The sequence below is a fragment of the Enterobacter chuandaensis genome, assembly GCF_039718975.1.
Lineage (GTDB): Bacteria > Pseudomonadota > Gammaproteobacteria > Enterobacterales > Enterobacteriaceae > Enterobacter > Enterobacter chuandaensis.
Genome location: NZ_CP097173.1, coordinates 594,799 through 618,288, shown reverse-complemented (window position 1 = coordinate 618,288; position 23,490 = coordinate 594,799). Strand labels below are relative to the sequence as shown.

21 protein-coding genes, 1 tRNA gene and 2 pseudogenes are annotated in these 23,490 nt (G+C 56.6%); 14 read left to right on the top strand and 10 right to left on the bottom strand.

The annotated features are described in order from the left end of the window. The first annotated feature begins 291 nt into the window (after positions 1–291). The 3 genes and pseudogenes from MX657_RS03055 (at position 292) to MX657_RS03045 (ending at position 1,998) form a co-directional block, all read left to right on the top strand. Positions 292–789, top strand: a complete 498-nt coding sequence (locus MX657_RS03055) for a hypothetical protein (RefSeq protein WP_127320578.1) — start codon at positions 292–294, stop codon at positions 787–789. Between the two features lie 78 nt (positions 790–867). Then, entirely contained in the window at positions 868–1,440 is a 573-nt protein-coding gene (locus tag MX657_RS03050) for a hypothetical protein (protein WP_047363091.1), read from the top strand. Between the two features lie 331 nt (positions 1,441–1,771). Beyond that, positions 1,772–1,998 (top strand): annotated as a pseudogene (locus MX657_RS03045) (NIPSNAP family protein). Between the two features lie 130 nt (positions 1,999–2,128). Here the strand turns inward: MX657_RS03045 and MX657_RS03040 are convergent. The 5 genes from MX657_RS03040 to rraB form a co-directional block, all read right to left on the bottom strand. Then, positions 2,129–4,039: a site-specific integrase gene (locus MX657_RS03040; RefSeq protein ID WP_100126811.1), complete on the bottom strand. Its 1,911-nt coding sequence runs from the start codon at positions 4,037–4,039 to the stop codon at positions 2,129–2,131. A 90-nt stretch (positions 4,040–4,129) separates the two neighbouring features. Continuing rightward, positions 4,130–4,214 (bottom strand) — tRNA-Leu (locus MX657_RS03035). Positions 4,215–4,320: 106 nt separating this feature from the next. Beyond that, positions 4,321–5,043: a topoisomerase II gene (locus MX657_RS03030; RefSeq protein WP_346807255.1), complete on the bottom strand. Its 723-nt coding sequence runs from the start codon at positions 5,041–5,043 to the stop codon at positions 4,321–4,323. A 30-nt stretch (positions 5,044–5,073) separates the two neighbouring features. Beyond that, positions 5,074–5,832 carry a tRNA isopentenyl-2-thiomethyl-A-37 hydroxylase MiaE gene (gene miaE / locus MX657_RS03025; RefSeq protein WP_346807253.1) on the bottom strand — a complete coding sequence of 253 codons (759 nt, stop codon included), beginning with the start codon at positions 5,830–5,832 and terminating at the stop codon, positions 5,074–5,076. Positions 5,833–5,878: 46 nt separating this feature from the next. Next, a complete protein-coding gene (gene rraB / locus MX657_RS03020) occupies positions 5,879–6,304 on the bottom strand; it encodes a ribonuclease E inhibitor RraB (protein WP_029739283.1) in 426 nt (141 codons plus the stop codon). Positions 6,305–6,403: 99 nt separating this feature from the next. Here rraB and argL point away from each other — a divergent pair, with 99 nt between their 5' ends. The 5 genes from argL (at position 6,404) to xynR (ending at position 9,532) form a co-directional block, all read left to right on the top strand. Next, positions 6,404–6,499, top strand: coding sequence for a putative translational regulatory protein ArgL (argL, locus tag MX657_RS03015; protein ID WP_213083700.1), 96 nt, complete (start codon positions 6,404–6,406; stop codon positions 6,497–6,499). After that, complete coding sequence (argF, locus tag MX657_RS03010; protein ID WP_023299201.1) at positions 6,469–7,473, top strand: ornithine carbamoyltransferase; 1,005 nt, start codon at positions 6,469–6,471, stop codon at positions 7,471–7,473. The genes argL and argF (MX657_RS03010) overlap by 31 nt, the downstream gene beginning before the upstream one ends. 277 nt (positions 7,474–7,750) lie before the next feature. Next, complete coding sequence (locus MX657_RS03005) at positions 7,751–8,113, top strand: hypothetical protein (RefSeq protein ID WP_017383896.1); 363 nt, start codon at positions 7,751–7,753, stop codon at positions 8,111–8,113. A gap of 1 nt (position 8,114) precedes the next feature. Next, positions 8,115–8,549, top strand: a complete 435-nt coding sequence (locus MX657_RS03000) for a DUF3828 domain-containing protein (protein ID WP_017383897.1) — start codon at positions 8,115–8,117, stop codon at positions 8,547–8,549. A gap of 221 nt (positions 8,550–8,770) precedes the next feature. Next, positions 8,771–9,532, top strand: coding sequence for a DNA-binding transcriptional repressor XynR (gene xynR / locus MX657_RS02995; protein WP_119917055.1), 762 nt, complete (start codon positions 8,771–8,773; stop codon positions 9,530–9,532). Here the strand turns inward: xynR and MX657_RS02990 are convergent. The 4 genes from MX657_RS02990 to yagE all read right to left on the bottom strand — a co-directional run bounded on the left by MX657_RS02990 (position 9,517) and on the right by yagE (position 15,638). Then, entirely contained in the window at positions 9,517–11,127 is a 1,611-nt protein-coding gene (locus MX657_RS02990) for a glycoside hydrolase family 43 protein (RefSeq protein WP_346807249.1), read from the bottom strand. The genes xynR and MX657_RS02990 overlap by 16 nt on opposite strands. An 11-nt stretch (positions 11,128–11,138) precedes the next feature. Next, on the bottom strand, positions 11,139–12,521 hold the full coding sequence (locus tag MX657_RS02985; protein WP_336239111.1) for an MFS transporter: 1,383 nt from the start codon (positions 12,519–12,521) through the stop codon (positions 11,139–11,141). Positions 12,522–12,747: 226 nt separating this feature from the next. Next, positions 12,748–14,715 (bottom strand): xylonate dehydratase YagF, encoded by a 1,968-nt coding sequence (yagF, locus tag MX657_RS02980; RefSeq protein WP_346807247.1) that lies wholly within the window; start codon positions 14,713–14,715, stop codon positions 12,748–12,750. A 14-nt stretch (positions 14,716–14,729) separates the two neighbouring features. Then, on the bottom strand, positions 14,730–15,638 hold the full coding sequence (gene yagE, locus MX657_RS02975) for a 2-keto-3-deoxygluconate aldolase (RefSeq protein WP_346807245.1): 909 nt from the start codon (positions 15,636–15,638) through the stop codon (positions 14,730–14,732). A gap of 262 nt (positions 15,639–15,900) precedes the next feature. Here yagE and MX657_RS02970 point away from each other — a divergent pair, with 262 nt between their 5' ends. After that, positions 15,901–17,043, top strand: coding sequence for an IS481 family transposase (locus MX657_RS02970; RefSeq protein ID WP_429844099.1), 1,143 nt, complete (start codon positions 15,901–15,903; stop codon positions 17,041–17,043). A gap of 77 nt (positions 17,044–17,120) precedes the next feature. Here the strand turns inward: MX657_RS02970 and MX657_RS02965 are convergent, their stop codons facing one another. Next, positions 17,121–17,573 carry a YhcH/YjgK/YiaL family protein gene (locus MX657_RS02965; RefSeq protein WP_346807243.1) on the bottom strand — a complete coding sequence of 151 codons (453 nt, stop codon included), beginning with the start codon at positions 17,571–17,573 and terminating at the stop codon, positions 17,121–17,123. A gap of 674 nt (positions 17,574–18,247) precedes the next feature. On the opposite strand from MX657_RS02965, the gene arcA reads away from it, so the two are divergent. The 5 genes and pseudogenes from arcA to MX657_RS02940 all read left to right on the top strand — a co-directional run bounded on the left by arcA (position 18,248) and on the right by MX657_RS02940 (position 23,490). Beyond that, positions 18,248–19,468: an arginine deiminase gene (gene arcA / locus MX657_RS02960; protein ID WP_008501384.1), complete on the top strand. Its 1,221-nt coding sequence runs from the start codon at positions 18,248–18,250 to the stop codon at positions 19,466–19,468. A 9-nt stretch (positions 19,469–19,477) separates the two neighbouring features. Next, complete coding sequence (gene arcC / locus MX657_RS02955) at positions 19,478–20,389, top strand: carbamate kinase (RefSeq protein ID WP_346807242.1); 912 nt, start codon at positions 19,478–19,480, stop codon at positions 20,387–20,389. A 92-nt stretch (positions 20,390–20,481) separates the two neighbouring features. Continuing rightward, the gene (argF, locus tag MX657_RS02950) at positions 20,482–21,486 is read left to right on the top strand and encodes an ornithine carbamoyltransferase (protein ID WP_003863360.1); all 1,005 of its coding nucleotides are present in this window, start codon (positions 20,482–20,484) and stop codon (positions 21,484–21,486) included. A gap of 46 nt (positions 21,487–21,532) precedes the next feature. Next, the gene (locus tag MX657_RS02945; RefSeq protein ID WP_080328860.1) at positions 21,533–22,936 is read left to right on the top strand and encodes a YfcC family protein; all 1,404 of its coding nucleotides are present in this window, start codon (positions 21,533–21,535) and stop codon (positions 22,934–22,936) included. 75 nt (positions 22,937–23,011) lie between these two features. Then, positions 23,012–23,490 (top strand): annotated as a pseudogene (locus MX657_RS02940) (arginine repressor).

The window sequence follows — 23,490 nt, the reverse complement described above, 5'->3', positions numbered from 1 at the left end:
TATAACAACTCAACTATCAGCTTACACACCTTAGCTATCGGTGTTTGTCGTTTGCTGTTCCCTTCCATCAAACACGAACGGAACGTTTTTTACCTTCTTCATGTTCGCGGTATAAATGCAGCCGGATAAGCTGGGCGAGAGAAAGTGGATCTCCTAGGTTTGGAAGCGACTCTTGCAGGCATAGCGTCCGAAAATTTCCGCGACGGCAAGGCATTCCTTATACTTAACAGTCAGTCATGATTGCATTTTTGACATGGCAGAGTAAGAATATTCTTAATGGTATTTTTTCTCATGACTAAAAACAGCTTAAAGGGTGATATGAACACACGCTTGGTAATAATGTTTTCTGTTAGCGTTATGCTTACAGGATGTGTAAAACACGTCGACCGTTCTCCAAAAGGAGATGTATCCCTTTTGACTTCGAATGAGCTTTGTCGGGCTGCTGGCTATGCTTACGCCACAGGTAATTCTGAACGTTTTTACGCTGCTGTAGCTGAAGGAAAGAAAAGGGATGCAAATCATACAATAGGTATTACCGGACCTGAATGCGGCACGATGAGCAATCTGGGAGCACTTCAGGCTCAACAAGATGCCCAAGAGAATCAATTAGCGCAAGCTCGCTTTGCCTCCGGAATGCAGAACCTTTCAAATACCTTAGCCCAGCAACAGCAGATGCAAATACAGCAACAAGCGGCCTTCGATGCCAATATGCAAGCGACACAAAACAATTATCAATTACAACAACTGAACAACAATATAAGCCAACTTAATAACAACTTAAACAATTGACTTAAGCATATAATTTTGCATCTGGCATCAACACAACATGCCAGCGGAATCGAAAGCATTCAATTTTCAAGGTGATGTATGCCCGTATCCAGTTATTACCAACCCCAACCGGATGGTTATGTGCGCTTTGATTGGCGTGGCAATTCTTTAGAAGGCGAGTTTTTCAGCTATGAGGAGTGTGGTCGAGATATCGATCCAAAATGGGGATACATCCGACCATTTGATAGAGCCATCAGACAACAACTAATCGATAATTTACAAGCAACTCACGGGATTGATCTCCTGACATTCACCTCTCAAGGCAACCTGATCACCTGTGATGCTTTTGTCACCCATAAAGATTTGCAGGCAGCACACCAAGTGATTATAGAGTCATTTGATTTCGTTGATGAATCTGAGCTTACAACTGAGAGGGAACGCATCGGTAACTGCCGGGTAGATTTGATAAGACGCCAATACATTGTCGGCAGCAACCTTAAAGAACCCAAAGAGTCCTTGGACAATCTCAACGCAGAGTTCCTTAAATGGGTAACGCCTTTCTACGAGCCGCTACGGTATAAACGCAAATGGCTAACCAGGCATCGCGAGGGGTTATTTGGTTTTGGCGTGCTCATTGTTTTAGCTGTGCTCGCGTATTTCCATTTTAGCTAAGTAATTAGCGTGCGACTTAGCCAGCTGCGCTATGAGAGCGCCGTATATTCCGCACCATGGATTTCCACAACCTTCTTTAAAAACTCGCCAGAAAGCTTCCCAGCACGTCTGAGTCGCATATTGCAGCTTTGTTTATGGATGGGATGGTCGTTGATTAGTTGTGGCTTCATGGCCCAGCCCGGTTTACTTTATTGCTATCAACAAGTAGCAGCAAAGAGATAGCGCTTTGAGAACCGTCGAGATACTGCAATACACTTTACGCAATGGCAGCGGTGCCGCTTTTCATGCCATCATGCAGGAAATCAGCGTTCCCCTACACTAACGCCACGGGATCCATGTTGTTTCGTTTGGCAACTCGCTTCATGACCCGGATTGCTACTACCTCATTCGCACCTTTGACAGCGCTGAAAAATGGCTGCGGTTCTCAATGCTTTTTACGCAAGCGCTGACTGGCGCAGCGGCCCACGCGAAGGCATTATTCGCAGCATCGAAACCAGCATTAAAGCAGTAATGAATCTACCATCAGAATGTGTAGAAGGGCTGCGGGTGCAATTGTAGGTCATCAAGTCTCACTAAACTCGTTTTGAGCGCCTCCAAATTCAGCACTATAAATCCCCCCCTTAATAAAAAAACGCGCCAGGAAGCGTCCCAGCGCATTCAAGCATCGCTCAACTGAATAGTAACTGACTCAACCTGTTTGTTTGCCACGCTTTCTTCGCAACGCATCTCTGACAGCATCCAGCCCGTCAGGAATGTTGAATTCCGCTATATCAGGTAACGAAAAATCAATTTTCTCCACGACTTCAATCATATGAACTGGTTTGAGGTCTTTGCTATATCGCACTTCCGTTTCAGTTTCGCCGCGCACATGCCCAAGTAGCTGCGCTCGTAATTCTGAGCTAACGCCCTTCTCCTTGAGCAAAGTCGAAACTGAGTGGCGAAAAGAATGGAAAGATTTGCTTCTGTTCCTCTCGAGTTTCAACCGCCCCGCAAGCAACGATTCATTGAACCATGCGGAAACTGGCCTACCATAGCCTTTTGTTTTATGTGGTTTAAGCTCCGGGAAGAGACGAGCATACCCTGCATCTTTTAAGGCGTTCACGTAGTCGATGAAACCGAGACTAATCAGCTTTGAATGGAGCGGAATCTTGCGGCGAGCATTAGCGTTTTTGAGTTTCTTTCCGCTTTCATTATCGCTTTCAAGGTTCAAATAATAGACGCCGTCGTCTGCCAGAACATCACTCAGCAGCAACTGAGCGATTTCATTAACTCGCGCCCCCGTCATCAAGCCCAGCAAAGGTGCCCAATAGTTAAACGGGCAATATTGATGGAATCGCCCTTGCGCATTGCGTTCAACAGTTCCAGCCTCAAACCACGGTAACGAAAAAATCGCTTTAATTTCATGCGGTTCAAATATGTCAGTGTGATCCTGATCTCGCTCATCTTTATCATCGGATGGAAAAAAGTTTTCGCATGGCGATTTCAGTAGCTTACCGTCAGCAACAGCCCACTTCATTGCACCATAAATGCCGTTGATATACTTCCTAACGGATTCCTCAGTCATCAATTTATCGCCGCATTCCGCCGCTTTGGCGATTAACTGATCCAGCGTTTTCACTCCATATTTAGCTTTGACTAAATTACGGTTTGCCGGGATCGTGCGCAGTTTGCTCTCATAAGCCCGGAGGAAATCGCGATCAAAATCTTCCAACTGAATGTCACCCATCGCTTCGATCATAAAGCCGAAATAGTTACGGATATCACTTATAGCCGACTCCGATACCTTGCCCTTGCGCCGATGCTTTAGATATTCAGAACATAACCACGACAGGTTCTTAGTGTAATACTTTCGATTAACATACTCGTTATCGATAGTAGGGGCAGGAGCGGCAAGAGGCACGGTAGGATGAACGCTAGCGACTGGAGGCGTGGTCTTAGCCAGCCAATCAAGCCTTAGGCTTTCTGCATGGACTTTATTGATCAAAAGCGTATCGGGTTTAATTACCGGCCAACCGGAGGTGAAAAACCAACCGCCTTTAGCGTCGCTTCCGGCAGTTTTGAACACCGAAGCTTCTGAATAACCGTCGCTAATAATGTTACGTAAATGTGCTGGTTGCGCAGTGAGTTGCAGATAGCCTTTAGCAACCCCCTCGATACCCTTCTCTTCGCCATAATTAAGAACGTAACTGCCATCAAGCGGGTCTAGCTCAGCCTCAGAGAGCGCTGCAACATAAAAGCCAGCCTGCCCCGTCGCCAGCCAGAATACGGGCAGATTACGGTTCATCACCGCCTGTATTAATTGCGCAACAGGCAACTCAACTGACTGAGCAAAGTTAGAAAGCGAGATCATACCCTCACCAGCAAGCAGCGGGGCGCAGTCACTTAAAGTTCGATAATCCAATTGTTCATACTCTTGTAAGGTCTGATACCAGACCGCCAACAGGAGCGCGGACTTCTGCTTTGCTTCATGAAGATCGTGAGTGCCTGTTGAAGTGTGAATCTCACACTGTCCTGCGTATCGACGAAAACGTTGGGGAACGCTAATGCGGACAACATAAATGCCGCTGGTTCGACGATAGAGTTTATATCGCTGAGACATCGCCTCGTATACCCTTTTGTAAGAGGGGCTACGCGATTTCAAGTAAGATTATGGATTAAATTGTTTTAAAACAATGACTTAGATAATACTTGGTGCCGAAGGCCGGACTCGAACCGGCACGTATTTCTACGGTTGATTTTGAATCAACTGCGTCTACCGATTTCGCCACTTCGGCACTGAAGGGGATGCGGAAACGTTGTGGATTATACCTGTCGCGCGCCGCCATGCAAGCGACGACGCGCTAAACCCGCGCTAAGTGCCCAAAAAACCAGCGCCCTTTGTCACTCCAGCTCAGACACCGCCAGCCGAATCACCCTCGCCGCCTTCTGCTCCGGCAGCGCCAGCACCTTCGCCCACATCTCCTGCACCATATCGCAGGAGAGCTTCTCTTTGCCCGCCGCCTTCTCCGGCATCTGCAGCAGCTGGATGTCCTCACCGTACTTGTCGGCAAGCGCATTCATAATCGGCCGCACATCCTCGACAGCCGCCTCGCGTTCGGCTGGGGTCACGGTGTGGCGGTTTTTGCCGTAGGCCGCGCGCATCATGTCGGCGTCGGCCTGCATGCGCCGCGCCATCAGGTCTTTATCCAGCATGCGCATCGGGTTCACGCCGCCCTTCACCATCGGGTAGAGGAAGCGGAAGCAGGCGTCATCGCTCACCTTCTGGATGGCGGCGGTCTGCTCCATGTTGATGGTCATGTAGTTCACCACGTTGGCATCCGGGGCGTTTTGCAGGCGCGTCATCTGCAGATGCAGGATCTGCGGCTGGATGGTGTCGATAATCTGCTGCTCCGGCTCGCCCGCTTTTTGCAGGGCGGCCATCTGGTCGAGGATGCGCTGGTGCAGCACAGGCTCCTGCTCCTTGATCACCTGCCAGGCGGGCATCGCGTTAAGGGCGTTATCCATCTGCTGTTCCGGAGCGCGCTGCCTGTCAAAGAACACCCAGAACGCCACGGCGGCAGCCGCAATGACGACAATCACAATACGGGTCCACGTTTTATTCATCTCGCATCCTTATCCTTGAGTTATGCCGGTTTACACCGGCACGCCGCTGTGGAAGCGAAACTCGTGGTCCGGTGTCGAGATAAGTGTGGCTTCAATTTCGCCAAAAAGCTGTATGCGCGGTGAGATATCGTCGTCGCTCACCTGCCGGGCCAGCGTCAGGTAGTCCTGATAATGACGCGCTTCCGAGCGCAGCAGCGAGAGATAGAACTTCTGCAGGTCGTCGTCGAGGAACGGGGCCAGCGCGGCGAAGCGTTCGCAGGAGCGGGCTTCGATGTAGGCGCCGCAGATGAGCTTGTCGATCAGCGTCAGCGGTTCGTGGGTGCGCACGTCCTTCAGCATCCCTTTGGCGTAGCGGCTGGCGGTGATTTTGACGTACGGAATGTCGCGGGCCAGCATCGCCTCGCGCACCTGCCAGAAGTGGTGCAGCTCTTCTTTAATCAGCAGCACCATGCTGTCGATGAGCGCCTGGCCCCACGGGTCGTCGGTTTTGGGCATCACGCTTTTGCCAATCTGCCTGTGCAGGGCGATGAAGTCCGGCTCCGGGCCGTCGCGGAAGGTGAACTGTTCGTAGGGTTTGAGCCAGTCGAGCAGCGCGTCGGCACCGCTTTCGTCGGCGACGTATTTACGTACCAGCAGCAGCGCGGTCTGGGCAGCCTTGAGCTCGCACACCATGTGGTCGGTGAGCAGCAGCGGCAGGTTCGCCGGGTCGCGGGCTTTATCAATCCATGCTTGCGGGGTCGGGCACTGGAGGAAGTTGAGTACGGGGGCGAGTATCTGCAGGTAATCCATGGTTCTGCCTTGAAAAAGCGGTGGCGCGCGCCACCGCCTGAAACGCTTAGTGACGCACGCCGTCGTCGTCTTCGTCGACGTAATCTTCGTCGTCGCCTTCTTCGCCGTCTTCACCGTTCGGATCTTCGAAGTAGGTTCCCCAGCCGTCGTATTCCACTTCAAACTTCTCGGCCAGGTTCATCAGCTGTTCGACCTGCGCGTCGATCAGCTCCGCCTTCAGCGCGCCTTCGCTCAGGATGTCGCAGCAGATGACGGTGTCGCCCTCTTCCACTTCCAGCTCTTCCGGCTCGGTCACTTCGTAACCCAGTTTAAAGGCTTCTACCGCCAGTTTTTCCAGCGCGTCGAAATCATCCGCAGAGAAATGGTGCTCGATGGTGTACAGCGCGTCCGGATCGCTACCGTCTTCCAGCAGTTCTTCAATAATCAGACGCGTCTCTTCGCGTTGCTCTTCCAGGTGTTCCGGGTTTGCCATGGCTCAATCCTCTTTAAAGTGCGGCAGATACTTCTATTTTCACACACGGACGGGTTTGCCTCCACCTTTGTTGGAAAGATTTGTGAAACGGGGTTGCAAATGAATAATTACACATATAAAGTGAATTTTAATTCAATAAGTGGCGTTCGCCATGCGAGGATAAAATGTCTGATCTGTACAAGAAACACTTTCTGAAATTGCTCGACTTTACCCCTGCACAGTTCACTTCTCTGCTGACCCTTGCCGCACAGCTCAAAGCCGATAAAAAAAATGGCAAGGAAGTACAGAAGCTTACCGGTAAGAACATCGCGCTCATCTTCGAAAAAGACTCGACCCGTACACGATGCTCTTTCGAAGTTGCCGCATTTGACCAGGGCGCACGCGTCACGTATTTAGGGCCGAGCGGCAGCCAGATTGGGCATAAAGAGTCAATTAAGGACACCGCGCGCGTGCTCGGGCGGATGTACGACGGCATTCAGTATCGCGGCCACGGACAGGAAGTGGTCGAAACGCTGGCGCAGTACGCGGGCGTGCCGGTGTGGAACGGGCTGACCAACGAGTTCCACCCAACCCAGCTGCTGGCGGATCTGCTGACCATGCAGGAGCACCTGCCGGGCAAGGCGTTTAACGAGATGACGCTGGTCTACGCGGGCGATGCGCGCAACAACATGGGCAACTCAATGCTGGAAGCGGCAGCGCTGACCGGGCTGGATCTGCGTCTGGTGGCTCCGAAGGCCTGCTGGCCGGAAGAGAGCCTGGTGGCGGAGTGCAGCGCGCTGGCGGAGAAGCACGGCGGGAAGATCACCCTGACGGAAGACGTGGCGGCGGGCGTGAAGGGCGCGGACTTTATCTATACCGACGTCTGGGTGTCGATGGGCGAAGCCAAAGAGAAGTGGGCGGAGCGGATTGCGCTGCTGCGCGGTTATCAGGTGAACGCGCAGATGATGGCGCTGACCGGCAACCCGAACGTGAAGTTCCTGCACTGTCTGCCCGCGTTCCATGATGACCAGACCACGCTCGGCAAGCAGATGGCGAAGGAGTTCGATCTGCACGGCGGGATGGAAGTGACGGACGAGGTGTTTGAGTCAGCGGCGAGCATCGTGTTTGACCAGGCGGAAAACCGGATGCATACAATTAAGGCGGTGATGGTGGCGACGCTTGGGGAGTGATTGGGTCCTCTGCGCGCTGGTGCCCTCACCCCGGCCCTCTCCCACAGGGAGAGGGAGAAAAACCTAAAAACGACAACAGCGTTATCGTCAGGCAGAAAAATTCATTTTACTGACGCTTTCTCAGATACGCATTAACCATAATAGGTATTTATATTTTTATTAACCATTATTTACTGAGTAGATAATGGTTAATATCAGGTCATTATCAATTACAAAACACCGTATATTATCGGCGTAATATTTCCTTATTGCTGCATTTCATTAATAAGGATTTTTTATGTCATGGAATAAACATGAAGCTGTGTCATACGCCCGTAGCCACGCACTAACCCATACTGGACACTATTGCGCTCGAGCAATCGCCGCCGCCATTCGAGCCGGAGGGCTTAAAATCGAAGGGGCAAACGCTAAGGATTTCTGGCGTTCTCTTGAAAAAGCAGGATTCTCAAAAGTCTATGGCACTCCCATAGAGGGGGATATCGCGGTGATTGATGCCTTGCCCGGCCCGAATCAGTACGGGCATGTCTGTATTTACGATGGAGCTGGAACCTGGTATTCAGATTTTAAACAGAGAACACTGTACCCGGGGCCAACCTATCGCCAACTTCAGCCAGCAATAACCTTATACAGGCATTATTAATATGAATAAGCTCATCTTAATTGTGTTATTCAGCACAGCAGCATTGGGGGCCGAAGATTTTCAGATACCGATGCAGCGCGCTCTTGAATTCAATCGCTGGTACATTAAACAAGTGAACAACGATCGTTATCCCATCCAACAGGGAAATGAAATCGATAAGTTCGTTACGGCCAGCACCATGAAAAAATTACGTCATGCAGACGATCCCCGTTATGCCGACGCTGAATTTTACGAGGCTGATTTTTTTATGAAATCGCAATATATCGGCGAGGACTGGGCTGAGAATGTGGCTATTGATTCGTATGATTCAGACCCGGTCTGTGTAAACGTGAATATCACGTTTGGCAAAAAGACCCAGCACACAGTCATTGATTGCATGGTTAAAGAAGATGGGATCTGGAAAATTCAGTCTGTCGCCGCTCGGGATAATAATTGATGCCCCCCCGCTAACAATAATGGAGCCGCCTTTGTTGCCGGGTGGCGCTGCGCTTACCCGGCCTACAAAACCCGTAGGCCCGTGCAAGCGCAGCGCCGCCGGGCAAATCAGGCGACGATGCGGCTGATGCCCTTTCTCCCACAACCCGCTCTACTCAATTGATTTTTCACCCCGAAAAAGGTACGTTTTCGCCTTAATTCCAGCGTGGACATGCCAGCATTATGCCGATTATTCAGTCTGTTGAACGTGCGTTGCAGATCCTCGACCTGTTCAACGAGCAGGCCACCGAGCTTAAGATCACCGACATCAGCAAACTGATGGGGCTGAGCAAGAGTACCCTCCACTCGCTGCTGAAAACCCTGCAGCTTCACGGCTATATCGATCAGAACCCGGAAAACGGTAAGTATCGCCTCGGCATGAAGCTGGTCGAGCGCGGTCATTTCGTCGTGGGCTCCATCGATATTCGTCAGAAGGCGAAAGGCTGGCTGACGGAGCTGTCACAGCGGACCGGACAGACCACCCATCTGGGGATCCTGGATGGGCGTGAAGGGGTCTATATCGAGAAGATTGAAGGCAAGCTGGCCGCCATCGCCTATTCGCGCATTGGCCGCCGCCTGCCGGTTCATGCCACCGCCATCGGCAAGGTGTTGATTGCCTGGCTGGGCGAGGCCGAGCTGAACGCCCTGCTGGAGGGCTATCAGTACACCACCTATACTCCTTCTACCCTCGCCTCTCGTGAAGCGTTAATGACCGCCCTGGCGCAGACCCGCGAGCAGGGCTATGCCCTGGACAGCGAAGAGAACGAGCAGGGCGTGCGCTGCGTGGCGGTGCCGGTGTGGAACCACGAGTCCCGCGTCATCGCCGCCCTGAGCCTGTCGACGCTGACCTCCCGCGTGGACGACGCAGAGCTGGCTAGTTTCCGCGAGCAGCTTCAGCAGGCCGGGCTCGCGCTCTCACGCGCACTGGGCTATGCCGGTTCGTAGGTGAAGTAGTCGAAGTCCGCGTGGCAGCCGTCGCCGCTGATGTCCTCGCAGTGCAGCCCCACAAACGCGCCGGTAAAGAAGCCGCGCCCGCCGATGTAGTCATCCGACAGCTTCCACGCCTCATAGGTGACCGGCACGGTGTGCCACGTCTCGCCATCGAACGAGTAGCTGTAGCGGTAGACCAGCGTATCCACATCCACCCGTAGCCAGATGCTCTCCGCACTCTCCGGCACCGGAATCGGCTGCTCGTGCAGCGGCCATGACGGCACGTTGTGGTCGAGCTGAATAACCTTGATGGTTCTCCCCTGCCCCTCCTCGTAGTCCACAAAGCAGTAGCTCCAGTTTTTGCTGTTGTAGTAGCAGGTCAGCCCCGCGCTCTGCTGGAAGTGGACCGGCGAGAACTGCATCCGCGTTTCTGAGCGGAAGGCGAAGTGCTGCCAGCGGCGCGCCACGGTCGACTGGGTAAAGGTCGAGTTGAGCGAGTCGTTGCCATAGAGCCGTAAATAGCCCGGGCGCGCGGTGAGCGAGCCGAGGGTGTCGTCGAACGGAATGCGCAGGGTCTGTAGCTGCGGGTCAAGCGTACTGCCGTCGAAATCATCCCGCCAGTTACCCTGGGCGGCTGCGGGCTGCTCCGCCACCTGTGGGCCGGGCACGGTCAGCTGCGCATGTTTGCCGCCTTCCATGTACGGCCAGCCGTCGCGCCATTCAATGCGGGCGATGCCGGTCTCGCGCCCCAGCGGGCAGTAGCCGCGCCCGCCGGAGGCCAGCAGCGGCACGCCGGGCAGGCGCAGCGGTCGGCTGGTGAGGTAGGCCATGTACCATTCCCCGGTGTGGGTCTGCAGCAGCGAGCCGTGGCCGCTCTTCTGCAGCGGGTTCTCCGGCAGGTGCCAGCTGGTCATCATCGTCACGTCCGGGTGCAGCTCGTACGGCCCGTCGATATTTTGGGAACGCAGCACCACGACGGCGTGCTCGTAGCTGGTGCCACCCTCGGCGACCATCAGGTAGTACCATCCCGCGTGGCGGTACAGGTGCGCGCCTTCGGTGTAGCAGAGCGGCGTGCCGGTAAACAGGGTTTTGCGCTCGGGCGAGAGGGTGCCGATCTGCGGATCAAACTCCTGCATCACAATGGTGTTGTGCGGGTTGCTGTGGTGGCGCGGCCCCCACGGACGATAGAGGTAGTACTTACGGCCATCGTCGTCGTGGAACAAGGACGGGTCAAACCCGCCGTTGCCCATCGGGATCGGCTCGCTCCACGGCCCTTCGATGGATGGCGCGGTGACGAGGAAGTTACGGCCATTTTTCCACGGCGAATCGACAATCTTCACGTCGGTGTAAAGCAGCCAGAACTTGCCGTCGGCGTAGCTCAGGCACGGCGCCCAGATGCCACCGGAGTCCGGGTTGCCCTTCATGTCCAGCATCGACACGCGGTCCAGCGGCGTGCTGACCAGCGACCAGTTTTTCAGGTCGCGGGAGTGGTAGATGCGCACGCCCGGGAACCACTCGAAGGTCGAGGTGGCGATGTAGTAGTCCTCGCCCTGACGGCACAGGGACGGGTCCGGGTTGAAGCCGGTCAGGATTGGGTTAGTGATTTCCATATTGCCTCCGGTTAATGGGATGCGGCTGTCGCGGCGTCGGGAACGGCCTCGCCCTGCGCCGCGCGGTGCTTGATCAGCTGCTGGCTGATGGCCTCCACGCGGGCGTCGGTGAGCTTGTAGAACGACAGCATGATGAACATGCCCGCGTAGAGCACCACCGGCACCACGCAGAACAGAATTTTGATGGTGGTGAGCACCTCGACCGGCTGCACGCTGCTGCTGGCGGAGTAGTTCACGTACGCGAGGATCCAGCCCACCACCGCCCCGCCAATCGCCAGGCCAATCTTCAGGCTGAACAGGTAGGTGGAGAACACCAACCCGTCGAGGCGGCGCCCGCTGCGGCTCTCCTCGTAATCCACCACGTCAGAGGCCATTAGCCACTGCAGCGGCGTGGTGGTGTTAAAGACGAACAGGAACAGGATGTTGAGGGCAAAAATCAGCGCGATATGCTCAGCCGGGGTGACGAAAATCAGCAGGCTGATCAGCGAGTAGGCGACGATGATCCACCTGAAGGCGGTGACCCGGTCGAAGCGGCCCAGCAGGCGGGACGAACAGAGCGAGCCGAACATGGTGGCAAGGCTGCCGTAGAGTAAAAACTGGGTCGCCATCTCCGGGTGATCCATCACGTATTTGACGAAGTAGAGCGTCGCCCCGCCGCGTACCACGTTGGAGCAGGTCGCCATCATCTTGAACGCGCACATGATCCGCCACTGGCCGTTGCCCAGCAGCAGCTTAAGGTCTTTCGCCACCGACGAGCCCGGCTGCACCTCAAAGGTGTAGCGCTCTTTGGTGGTGAAGAAGCAGACGTAGAGCAGTACCACGCCAACCAGCCCCAGCACGCACATGGCGCCGAAATAGCCCACCTGCTCGTCCCCTTTACCGATGATGCTCACCAGCGGCAGCGCGATGCCGCTGATGGCGAGCGAGCCCGCGGCGGCGAGGAAGAAACGCCAGGACTGCAGGGCGTGGCGCTCTTTCGGGTCGGCGGTGATGACGCCCGGCATGGCGCAGTACGGCACGTTAACGAAGGTGTAGACCAGGGTCAGGAGGATGTAGGTCACGCAGGCGTAGATGATTTTGCCCTGCGCGGAGAAATCCGGCGTGTAGAAGGTCAGCACGCAGACGATGCCAAACGGGATGGCACCCCACAGCAGGAACGGGCGGAACTGGCCGTGCCGCGTGCGGGTGCGGTCCACCAGCAGCCCCATCAGCGGGTCGGTCACGGCGTCGAGCACGCGGGAGACCAAAAACAGCGTGCCCATAATGCCCGCCGACAGGCCAAACACGTCGGTATAAAAGTAGGCCAGCAGGAACATCGTGGCCTGCCAGACGAAGCCGCAGGCGGTGTCACCCAGCCCGTAGCCAATTTTGTCTTTCATAGTTAATTGCGTCATCAGAATTACACCCTTTGGTAGTGTGCTGAATTACAACATCGTGTTAATGGAGTGTAATGAGCTGTTCAATTAACCAGCAATGGTCATATCTTATTTCCGAATTACGTTATTTTGCTTTTGTGACGCCAACGAAATATCGCAACCGATTGTTTAAATTAATAAATTACAGACAAGCGTAAACCGACCGCGGAATATTGTCCGCAGACGGCTTACGCTAATAAAATAATTAAATGCCGAGCGCTTTTTTACCGGCGTTAATTACCTCAATGATTTTATCGGTGTCATAAATACAGCCTTTCCAGGTGCCGCCGCTCACCGACTGCAGTGCTGCCCACAGCCGGGTGTCGTCCGGCAAAAAGTCGTGGGCGTGCAGGTCCGGGTGCGTCTGCCGCCGTGCCAACTCGCGCGCCCCCTCCTCTGGCGTCAGCGGGTTGTCCGCCGTGCCGATGAAGTTCACGCTGCCCGTGAGGGTCAGGCGGTCGACGGCAATCTCAATGATGTCGTTGTCGCGCAGCTTGCCAATCGGCCCGCCCGCCAGCGCCTCCGGTGACACGTGGCCGAAGCAGGCGCCCGTCGACACGCCCGAGAAGCGCGCATCGGTGATGAGCGACACCGTCTTGCCCCACGAGATATGCTTCAGCGCGGATGTGAGCTGGTAGGTCTCTTCCATGCCGGTGCCGGACGGCCCGCCGCCGATCACCACCATAATATCGCCCCGCTGAATCTCTTCCCGCTTGATGGCCTTGATCGCCTGCGCTTCGGAAACAAACACCCGCACCCGGCCGGTGTGGCGGTAAACGCCATCGTCACCGACGACCGACGGATCGATCGCCGTGGCCTTGATCACCGATCCTTCCGGCGCGATGTTGCCCGTCGGGAAGCAGACCGTCGAGGTCAGCCCTTTTGCTTTTGCCTTCCCCGGCGGCAGGATCACGTCATCCGGATCCACGCCGTCCTGCTCGCGCAGGCACTGGCGGAAGCGCTTACGGCGCTCGGACGTCTGCCACCAGTCGAGGTTCTCGCCCACCGTCTGGCCGGTGACGGTCATGGCGTCCAGATGCAGCAGGCCGAGATCGCGCAGGTGGAGCATCACTTCCGGCACGCCGCCCGCGAGGAACGCGCGCACGGTCGGGTGATAGTCCGGGCCGTTAGGCAGCACGCTCACCAGGCGCGGCACCCTGCGGTTGACGCGCGTCCAGTGCTCAACGTCCGGGATCGTGCAGCCCGCCGCGTGGGCGATGGCCGGAATGTGCAGCAGTAAGTTCGTGGAGCCGCCGAACGCCGCGTGGATCACCATCGCGTTTTCGATGGCTTTATCGGTGAGGATATCGCGCGTGGTGATGCCGCGGTTATCCAGCTCGCTCACCGCCCGCGCCGACTGGCGGGCGATCTCCAGCCACACCGCCTGCCCGGACGGGGCCAGCGCGGAGTGCGGCAGCGCCAGGCCCAGCGCCTCCGCGACCACCTGCGAAGTGCCCGCCGTGCCGAGGAACTGACACCCGCCGCCCGGTGACGCGCAGGCGCGACAGCCCAGTTCGGCGGCCTCCTGCAATGACAGCTCGTGGTTGGCGAAGCGCGCGCCGATGGTCTGCACCTTACCCGCATCTTCACCCACGGTCGGCGGCAGCGTCGCCCCGCCCGGCACCAGAATGGTCGGCAGGTCGTGCATCGCGGCCAGCGCAATCATGGTGGCGGGCAGCCCTTTATCGCAGGTCGCCACGCCGATCACCGCCCGGCGCGTCGGCAGGGAGCGGATCAGACGGCGAAACACAATTGCCGCGTCGTTGCGGTACGGCAGGGAGTCGAACATGCCGTGCGTGCCCTGCGAGCGACCGTCGCACGGATCGCTGACGAAGGCCGCGAACGGGATCCCGCCGTTGCGGGTGATCTCCTTCGCCGCCGCCTGCATCTGCATGCCGATTTCCCAGTGTCCGGTGTGGTAGCCCAGCGCAACCGGGCGTCCGTCACCGGCGCGGATGCCGCCCTGGGTGCCGATAATCAGCACCTCTTTCCCGGTGAGCTTGTTAGCGTCCCAGCCCATTCCGGCGTTCTGCGTCATGCCGAAGAGGTTGCCGCTGGGGGATTCCATCAGCATCTGCGGGGTCAGCGGCAGCGCGCCCTGCGGCCCCGCCGCGTGGGTGATCACCGCATAAAACGCGTCGTCCTGTGGGGTGAAAATTTTCTCAATGGTCATCGTTATCGTCCGGCTCAGCAGAGTTTGAGCTGTTGCAGCAGGGTTTTCAGCTGCGCCTTACGCGGCTCGTCCAGCGCAGAGGCGGGCGGCAGTACGTGCGTAGAAATCGGGCGGCCGCAGAGCACGATTGCCTCTTTAATGACGTTCACAAACGGCGTATCCAGCTGATACATCTGCGGTATTTGCAGTAAGGTCTGATGATACTCAGCCGCCTTCGCCACGTCCCCGTCGCGCCAGGCTTTCAGAAGATTCACCGACACCTGCGGTGCAAAGTTGCCGCTCGCCGAGATTGCCCCGTCGCCGCCGAGCAGCAGGGTATTAAACAGATGATCGTCGTAGCCACACAGCACGGTGAAGTGCGGATGGGCGGCTTTGACGGTGTGGATTATGCTGCGCAGGTGGGCGACGGAGTCGATGGTGTCTTTGATGCCGATAATGTTGCTGCGCGAATCGGCGAGGGTTTTCACCAGTGCCGGGGTCAGATCCTGCCCGGTCAGCGCCGGGAAGTTGTAGAGCATCACCGGCAGCGTGACGCTGTCCGCCACCTGCTCGAAATAGCGGATCAGGTTCGCTTCCGACACTTTCCAGTAGTAGGGGTTAATCACCACGATGCCGTCCGCGCCCGCCTGCTGCGCGTGCTGGCTCAATTCAATGGTTTCCCGGGCGTTGGTGCCGCCGGTGCCGATCAGCACCGGCACGCGACGATCGACGTGATCGATAGCAAAGCGAGCAATGGTTTTACGCTCTTCGGCGCTCAGCTGGGAGAACTCGCCGCCGCTGCCCAGGAAGAACAGGCCGTCAACGCCTGCTTTGATGAGATCGTCGATCAGCGCGGCGGTGCCCGGCTTATCAAGCTGACCGTCGGCGGTAAAGATGGTGGAGACAGGGGGAATGATTCCCGTGAACAACGCGGACTGCGGCATGAGATCTCCTTGCTGAATCATTTTGTTCTACATTATAGAACAGCGTTCATTAATTTAACGATCATACTATGACGCAGAAAAAGGAGAGGTAAATGAGAGATGAGGAGGGAGTGCGGGAAGTTTAAGCTGGATCACATATTGTTCCCCACACCCCGGCCCTCTCCCCAAATGGGTGTACGGTCCGGGGACATAGTGAACACTTGTTCGGGGACATGGTAGACACTTACAACTGATGCATAAGAACCCGTTTATGGAGTCGCTTATGCCCTGGGATGCGAGAGATACCATGTCATTACGTACCGAGTTTGTTTTGTTCGCCTCGCAGGACGGGGCGAACATCCGTTTCCTCTGCCGTCAGTACGGCATTTCTCCTGCCACCGGCTACAAGTGGCTTCAGCGCTGGGTTCAGGAAGGCGTATCCGGCCTTCAGGACCGCTCCCGCGCACCTCATCACTCCCCGAACCGCTCGTCAGACGACACCACGGCCCTGCTGCGCATGGCGCATGACCGTCATGAACGCTGGGGCGCACGCAAGATTAAGCGCTGGCTCGAGGACCAGGGGCACACCATGCCCGCCTTCAGCACCGTCCATCACCTGATGGCCCGTCATGGCCTGCTGCCGGGCGTTTCACCGGGCATTCCGGCCACGGGACGCTTCGAACACGACGCGCCGAACCGCCTCTGGCAGATGGATTTTAAGGGCCACTTTCCCTTTGGCGGTGGCCGCTGCCATCCGCTCACCCTGCTGGACGACCACTCCCGTTTTTCCCTGTGCCTGGCGCCCTGTACCGATGAACGGCGTGAGACCGTGCAGCAGCAGCTGGTCAGCGTGTTTGAACGCTACGGCCTGCCGGACCGGATGACGATGGACAACGGCTCACCGTGGGGCGACACCACCGGTACCTGGACGGCGCTGGAGCTGTGGCTGATGCGCCACGGTATCCGGGTGGGGCATTCCCGGCCTTACCATCCGCAGACGCAGGGCAAGCTGGAGCGTTTTCACCGCAGCCTGAAGTCGGAAGTGCTGCAGGGAAAATGGTTCGCGGACAGCGGAGAGCTGCAGCGCGCCTTCGACCACTGGCGGACGGTCTACAACCTTGAACGCCCGCATGAGGGGCTGGATATGGCGGTACCGGCCTCGCGGTATCAGCCGTCTGCCCGGCAGTACAGCGGGAGCGTAACGCCGCCGGAATATGATGAAGGCGTGATGGTCAGGAAAGTGGATATCAGCGGAAAGCTGAGCGTGAAAGGGGTAAGCCTGAGTGCAGGCAAGGCGTTCAGGGGAGAACGGGTGGGGCTGAAGGAGACGCAGGAAGACGGCAGCTATGAAGTGTGGTGGTACAGCACGAAAGTGGGGGTGATCGACCTGAAGAAAAAGTCGATCACCATGGGTAAAGGATGTTAAAAAGTGTTCACCATGTCCCCGAACACCTGTCTACCATGTCCCCGGACCGTACAATGGGAGAGGGTTAGGGTGACGGGTTACTCCATTAACATCTTAACTACCGCTTTACGCACCTGTGCTGGTGCTCCCACCGCGCACAGCGGCTTATGTACTTCGCCCGGGTAAAACACCACAAAATCCCCTTCGCTCAGCACCACGGTTTTCTCCTGCTCGCCTTCCGGCAGGAACGCGATGTCTTTGTCCGCCAGCCAGTCGGTGTCCGGCGTACCGTGCGGCAGCGTACTGAACGTCATCCCTTCCTGACCTTTGAGCACAATCTGAATGTCCAGATAGCGCGCGTGGTACTCCGCGCGGCGCTCGGCGAACGGCTGGGTCATGTCCTCTGAGATCAGATAAAACAGGCTGTTACCGTTGATGTCGTGTTTCCCAAGCGGCGTGGCGTCGGTGACGTGGGCTTTGACGTGCTCAATGGCCTGACGCAGTTCGCCAGGCAGCCAGGAGTGCAAATGGTGGATGTTGCCGATAATCATGTTCAAACCCTCAATATAAAACATTGTTTCATTTTTATCTTTTATACGAGAATCCAGGCTGCCATACCAGCCCTTTTTCGGTGAGATTTGCGCGAGCGCATGTTTATCGCTAATGCTGTTAATTCTCTGTTAAACCTGCACAGGCATTTATGCAGGGGTTATGCATAACATTGGTAGGCGCTTATCGCACTGCTCGGCTAACCCACTGATCATTCAGCTTAATTAACAAAACCCATTGCCATCTCACATTTTACCGTTCTGATTATTTGCTCAAAAAATCAATAATTATTTATGGTTTTTTCTTAAGTCAAAAATAGTTAATTACGTTGATTGCATAGCCATTCCTCAACGTGAAATAAAGTATTAAAAATCAGTAGCATAACAAAATATGTCAAAAGATTAAAATCTACAAATTAATAACAACCTCAAATAATGCCACCGGATCCTGCTTAGCTATTCAGCCTGCAATAATATGAAATTAATCATTATCTGATGCGAATCATGCAAATGAAAAAAACCCCTTAATATCGATTTTCGCGTGAGTTGCATCACATTACGGATTATTTAACCGCCTAGTATGAATCACGAAATCAATTGAGCTTAGCCGCCATGTAATTAAACACAACGCATGGCGCATGCCCTTTTTATTCTGAAAAAAAGTTAAAGGAATAATTATGGAAAAGCATTACGTCGGTTCTGAAATTGGTCAATTGCGTAGCGTTATGCTGCACCGCCCAAATTTAAGTCTGAAGCGGTTAACCCCGTCAAACTGTCAGGAGCTGTTATTTGATGACGTACTCTCGGTTGAGCGGGCGGGTGAGGAGCATGACATCTTCGCAAACACGCTGCGCGAGCAGGGTGTGGAAGTCCTGCTGTTGACCGACCTTCTCACGCAAACGCTTGATATTGCAGAAGCGAAAGCCTGGCTTCTTGAAACACAAATTTCCGACTATCGCCTCGGCCCAACCTTTGCTGGCGACGTGCGCGGCTGGCTGGCGGATATGCCGCACCGCGAACTGGCGCGCAGGCTGAGCGGCGGATTAACCTACGGCGAAATTCCGGCGGCGATTAAAAATATGGTGGTCGATACCCACACGGCGAATGATTTTATTATGAAGCCGCTGCCGAACCATTTATTTACCCGCGATACCTCGTGCTGGATTTATAACGGCGTGTCGATTAACCCAATGGCCAAACCGGCCCGTCAGCGTGAAACCAATAACCTGCGGGCAATATATCGCTGGCATCCGGCGTTTGCCGACGGCGATTTTATTAAGTATTTCGGTGACGAGAATATTAATTACGACCACGCCACCTTAGAAGGCGGCGACGTATTAGTGATTGGCCGCGGGGCGGTACTGATCGGCATGTCTGAACGCACGACGCCGCAGGGCGTGGAGTTCCTCGCCAACAGCCTGTTTAAACACCGCCAGGCCGAACGCGTGATTGCTGTTGAACTGCCAAAACACCGCTCCTGCATGCACCTCGACACCGTCATGACCCACATCGACGTGGACACCTTCTCCGTCTACCCGGAAGTGGTGCGCAAAGACGCTCAGTGCTGGACGCTCACCCCGGACGGACGCGGCGGCCTGCTGCGCACGCAGGAAACCGACCTGCTGCACGCCATCGAGAAAGCGCTCGGCATTAACCAGGTGCGCCTGATCACCACCGGCGGCGACGCCTTTGAAGCCGAACGCGAGCAGTGGAATGACGCCAACAACGTGCTGACCATCCGCCCGGGTGTGGTGATTGGCTACGAGCGCAACGTCTGGACCAACGAGAAGTACGACAAGGCGGGCATCACCGTGCTGCCTATCCCCGGTGATGAACTCGGACGCGGGCGCGGCGGCGCGCGCTGCATGAGCTGCCCGCTGGAACGCGACGGAATTTAAGGAGCCATCATGGAACGAAAATCCACTCTGGTTGTGGCCCTGGGCGGCAACGCGCTGCTCAAGCGCGGCGAGCCGCTGGAAGCGGAGATCCAGCGCCAGAACATCGAGCAGGCCGCCCGCACCATCGCCGGGCTGACGGCGCAGTGGCGCGTGGTGCTGGTGCACGGCAACGGCCCGCAGGTCGGGCTGCTGGCATTGCAGAACAGCGCCTACGACAAAGTCACCCCCTACCCGCTGGACGTTCTCGGCGCCGAAAGCCAGGGGATGATCGGCTACATGCTCCAGCAGGCGCTGAAAAACAATCTGCCGCAGCGCGAGGTGAGCGTTCTGCTCACGCAAGTGGAGGTGGACGCCGCCGACCCGGCCTTCAGCAACCCGACCAAGTACATCGGCCCGGTCTATAGCGAAGCGCAGGCAAAAACGCTGGCCGCGGAAAAAGGCTGGGTGTTCAAGGCTGACGGGAGCTATTTCCGCCGCGTGGTGCCGTCGCCGCAGCCGAAGCGCATCGTCGAGAGCGACGCCATCACGGCGCTGATCCAGCGCGACCACCTGGTGATCTGCAACGGTGGCGGCGGCGTGCCGGTAGTGGAGAACGCCAACGGCTATCGCGGTATTGAGGCGGTGATCGACAAAGACCTCTCCGCCGCGCTGCTGGCGCGCCAGATCGAGGCCGACGCTCTGCTGATCCTGACCGATGCCGACGCGGTGTACCTCGACTGGGGCAAGCCGACCCAGCGCCCGCTGGCGCAGGTAACGCCGGAGCTGCTCAGAGGCATGCAGTTCGACGCCGGATCGATGGGGCCGAAAGTGGCCGCCTGCCGCGAGTTTGTTGAGGCCTGCAACGGCATTGCCGGGATCGGCGCGCTGAATGACGGCGCGGAGATCCTTGCGGGCGAGAAAGGCACGTTGATTCGTAACTGAATAACTTCCCCCTCACCCGACTCTCCCTCTCCCCGTGGGAGAGAGCCGGGGTGAGGGCACCAGACAGCAAAATTTTAAAAAGGATTTCCCACATGACCATCAACCTGAAAAACCGCAACTTCCTGAAACTGCTGGACTACACCCCGGCGGAGATCCAGTACCTGATCGACCTCGCCATCGAGCTGAAGGCCGCCAAAAAAGCCGGGCGTGAGAAGCAAACCCTGGTCGGGAAAAACATCGCCCTGATCTTTGAAAAAACCTCCACCCGCACCCGCTGCGCCTTCGAAGTGGGCGCGTTTGACCAGGGCGCGCAGGTGACCTACCTCGGCCCAAGCGGCTCGCAGATTGGCCATAAAGAGTCGATGAAGGACACCGCCCGCGTGCTAGGCCGCATGTATGACGGCATCGAATATCGCGGCTACGGCCAGGCCATCGTCGAAGAGTTGGGAGAGTACGCGGGCGTGCCGGTGTGGAACGGCCTGACCGACGAGTTCCACCCAACGCAAATCCTCGCCGACCTGATGACCATGCTGGAACATTCGCCGGGCAAAACCCTGCCGGAGCTGAGCTTTGCCTATCTTGGCGACGCGCGCAACAACATGGGTAATTCGCTAATGGTCGGCGCGGCCAAAATGGGGATGGATATCCGCCTTGTGGCGCCGAAATCCTTCTGGCCGGAGGCGGGCCTGGTTGAGCAGTGCCGCGCCATCGCCAAAGAAACCGGCGCGCGCATCACCCTCACCGACGATGTGGAAGAAGGCGTGCAGGGGACCGATTTCCTCTACACCGACGTGTGGGTCTCCATGGGCGAGCCGAAGGAGGCCTGGGCCGAGCGCGTCAGCCTGATGAAGCCGTATCAGATCAACGCGGACGTGATGAAGGCCACCGGAAACCCCAACGTCAAGTTTATGCACTGCCTGCCCGCGTTCCACAACGAGCACACCAAAGTGGGCCGCGAGATCGAAATGGCGTACGGCCTGAAGGGGCTGGAAGTGACGGAAGAGGTCTTTGAATCACCGAACTCAATCGTCTTCGACGAAGCAGAGAACCGCATGCACACCATTAAAGCGGTCATGGTGGCGACACTCGGCGACTAATCACCGCCCGGCGCGCCGCGGGTGCGCCGGGTTTCAGGAGAACATCATGGGCAAGTTCAAGTTTCCCTCCGCTTACACCATTCTCTTTTTTCTGATTGCCGTGGTCGCCGTGCTGACGTGGATTGTGCCGGCCGGGCAGTACCATATGGCGATGAACGAGGCGCTCGGCAAAGATGTGCCGGTTGCCGGTACCTACGCGCACGTCGCGGCGCATCCGCAGGGGGTGGTTTCGGTGCTGATGGCACCGATTGCCGGACTGTACGATCCGGAATCCGGCCAGGCCGGGGCGATCGACGTCGCGCTGTTTATTCTGATCATCGGGGGTTTCCTCGGGATCGTCACCAAAACCGGAGCGATTGACGCCGGGATCGAACGCGTCACCACTAAACTGCGCGGACGCGAGGAGTGGATGATCCCGATCCTGATGGCGCTGTTTGCCGCTGGCGGCACGATTTACGGCATGGCCGAGGAGTCGCTGCCTTTCTACACCCTGCTGGTGCCAGTGATGCTGGCGGCACGGTTCGATCCGGTCGTCGCGGCTTCTACCGTGCTGCTCGGGGCGGGGATCGGCACCCTCGGTTCGACTATCAATCCGTTCGCGACGGTGATCGCCGCCAACGCCGCCGGGATCCCCTTCACCAACGGCATCATGCTGCGCATCGCGCTGCTGGTGATTGGCTGGATTATCTGCGTGGCGTGGGTGATGCGCTACGCCCGTAAGGTGCGCAAGGATCCGTCGCTGTCGATCGTGGCGGATAAGCAGGAGGAGAACCTCGCCCACTTCCTCGGTAACAAGGGCGAGCAGTCGCTGGAATTTACCCCGGTGCGCAAACTCATCCTGGTGATCTTCGCCCTCGCCTTCGCGGTGATGATCTACGGCGTGGCGGTGCTGGGCTGGTGGATGGCGGAGATCTCGGCGGTGTTTCTCGCCAGCGCCATTATCGTCGGCCTGATTGCGCGGATGAGCGAAGAGGAGCTGACCTCAACCTTTATCAACGGCGCGCGAGATTTGCTGGGCGTCGCGCTGATTATCGGCATCGCACGCGGTATCGTAGTGATCATGGATAAGGGCATGATTACCCACACCATTTTGCACAGCGCCGAGGGGATGGTCACCGGGTTGTCAACGGTGGCGTTCATCAACGTGATGTACTGGCTGGAAGTGGTGCTGTCGTTTCTTGTGCCTTCTTCGTCCGGCCTTGCCGTTCTGACGATGCCGATCATGGCGCCCCTTGCCGATTTCGCTAACGTCAACCGCGACCTGGTGGTCACGGCTTACCAGTCGGCGTCCGGCATCGTTAACCTGGTCACTCCCACCTCAGCCGTCGTGATGGGCGGGCTGGCTATCGCCCGCGTGCCCTACGTGCGCTATCTGAAATGGGTCGCGCCGCTGCTGGGAATATTAACGGTGGTGATTATGGTGGCGTTAAGCCTGGGGGCGATGTTGTGATGTTTTGAAGTTGTAGGCCCGGTAAGCGTAGCGCCACCGGGCGTTTTGTTTCAGCCACTTACATGGGAAATAGTTATGACGGAATATGGTGATTACTCTCCAAAAGAACAGCTTCAGCTGACGGTCTGCCAGCGTCTGATCGCGGAAAAGAGCTATCTCTCTCAGGAGGAGATCCGCCGCGATTTGCAGGAGCGGGGTTTTGAGACCATCAGCCAGTCCACCGTTTCACGTCTGCTCAAGTTGCTTGGTGTCATAAAAATTCGAAATGCCAAAGGGCTAAAGATTTATTCGTTGAATCCCCAGCTTCGCCCTGCCCCCGATGCCGCGCGCACCGTCTCCGAAATGGTGGTGAGCGTGGAGCACAATAGCGAATTTATCCTTATCCATACCGTTGCCGGATATGGCCGCGCGGTGGCGCGTATTCTGGATTATCACCAGTTACCGGAAATTTTAGGCGTGGTGGCAGGAAGCAGTATCGTCTGGGTCGCCCCCGCGTCGTGAAGCGCACCGCGCTGGTGCATAAGCAAATTAATTATTTACTCAGAACGCATTAA

Excerpts from the sequence above, each read along its gene's own strand:
- MX657_RS03055 (WP_127320578.1), top strand. The coding sequence starts at position 292 with ATGACTAAAAACAGCTTAAAGGGTGATATGAACACACGCTTGGTAATA.
- MX657_RS03050 (WP_047363091.1), top strand. The coding sequence starts at position 868 with ATGCCCGTATCCAGTTATTACCAACCCCAACCGGATGGTTATGTGCGC.
- MX657_RS03040 (WP_100126811.1), bottom strand. The coding sequence starts at position 4,039 with ATGTCTCAGCGATATAAACTCTATCGTCGAACCAGCGGCATTTATGTT.
- MX657_RS03030 (WP_346807255.1), bottom strand. The coding sequence starts at position 5,043 with ATGAATAAAACGTGGACCCGTATTGTGATTGTCGTCATTGCGGCTGCC.
- miaE (WP_346807253.1), bottom strand. The coding sequence starts at position 5,832 with ATGGATTACCTGCAGATACTCGCCCCCGTACTCAACTTCCTCCAGTGC.
- rraB (WP_029739283.1), bottom strand. The coding sequence starts at position 6,304 with ATGGCAAACCCGGAACACCTGGAAGAGCAACGCGAAGAGACGCGTCTG.
- argL (WP_213083700.1), top strand. The coding sequence starts at position 6,404 with ATGAATAATTACACATATAAAGTGAATTTTAATTCAATAAGTGGCGTT.
- argF (WP_023299201.1), top strand. The coding sequence starts at position 6,469 with ATGTCTGATCTGTACAAGAAACACTTTCTGAAATTGCTCGACTTTACC.
- MX657_RS03005 (WP_017383896.1), top strand. The coding sequence starts at position 7,751 with ATGTCATGGAATAAACATGAAGCTGTGTCATACGCCCGTAGCCACGCA.
- MX657_RS03000 (WP_017383897.1), top strand. The coding sequence starts at position 8,115 with ATGAATAAGCTCATCTTAATTGTGTTATTCAGCACAGCAGCATTGGGG.
- xynR (WP_119917055.1), top strand. The coding sequence starts at position 8,771 with ATGCCGATTATTCAGTCTGTTGAACGTGCGTTGCAGATCCTCGACCTG.
- MX657_RS02990 (WP_346807249.1), bottom strand. The coding sequence starts at position 11,127 with ATGGAAATCACTAACCCAATCCTGACCGGCTTCAACCCGGACCCGTCC.
- MX657_RS02985 (WP_336239111.1), bottom strand. The coding sequence starts at position 12,521 with ATGACGCAATTAACTATGAAAGACAAAATTGGCTACGGGCTGGGTGAC.
- yagF (WP_346807247.1), bottom strand. The coding sequence starts at position 14,715 with ATGACCATTGAGAAAATTTTCACCCCACAGGACGACGCGTTTTATGCG.
- yagE (WP_346807245.1), bottom strand. The coding sequence starts at position 15,638 with ATGCCGCAGTCCGCGTTGTTCACGGGAATCATTCCCCCTGTCTCCACC.
- MX657_RS02970 (WP_429844099.1), top strand. The coding sequence starts at position 15,901 with ATGCCCTGGGATGCGAGAGATACCATGTCATTACGTACCGAGTTTGTT.
- MX657_RS02965 (WP_346807243.1), bottom strand. The coding sequence starts at position 17,573 with ATGATTATCGGCAACATCCACCATTTGCACTCCTGGCTGCCTGGCGAA.
- arcA (WP_008501384.1), top strand. The coding sequence starts at position 18,248 with ATGGAAAAGCATTACGTCGGTTCTGAAATTGGTCAATTGCGTAGCGTT.
- arcC (WP_346807242.1), top strand. The coding sequence starts at position 19,478 with ATGGAACGAAAATCCACTCTGGTTGTGGCCCTGGGCGGCAACGCGCTG.
- argF (WP_003863360.1), top strand. The coding sequence starts at position 20,482 with ATGACCATCAACCTGAAAAACCGCAACTTCCTGAAACTGCTGGACTAC.
- MX657_RS02945 (WP_080328860.1), top strand. The coding sequence starts at position 21,533 with ATGGGCAAGTTCAAGTTTCCCTCCGCTTACACCATTCTCTTTTTTCTG.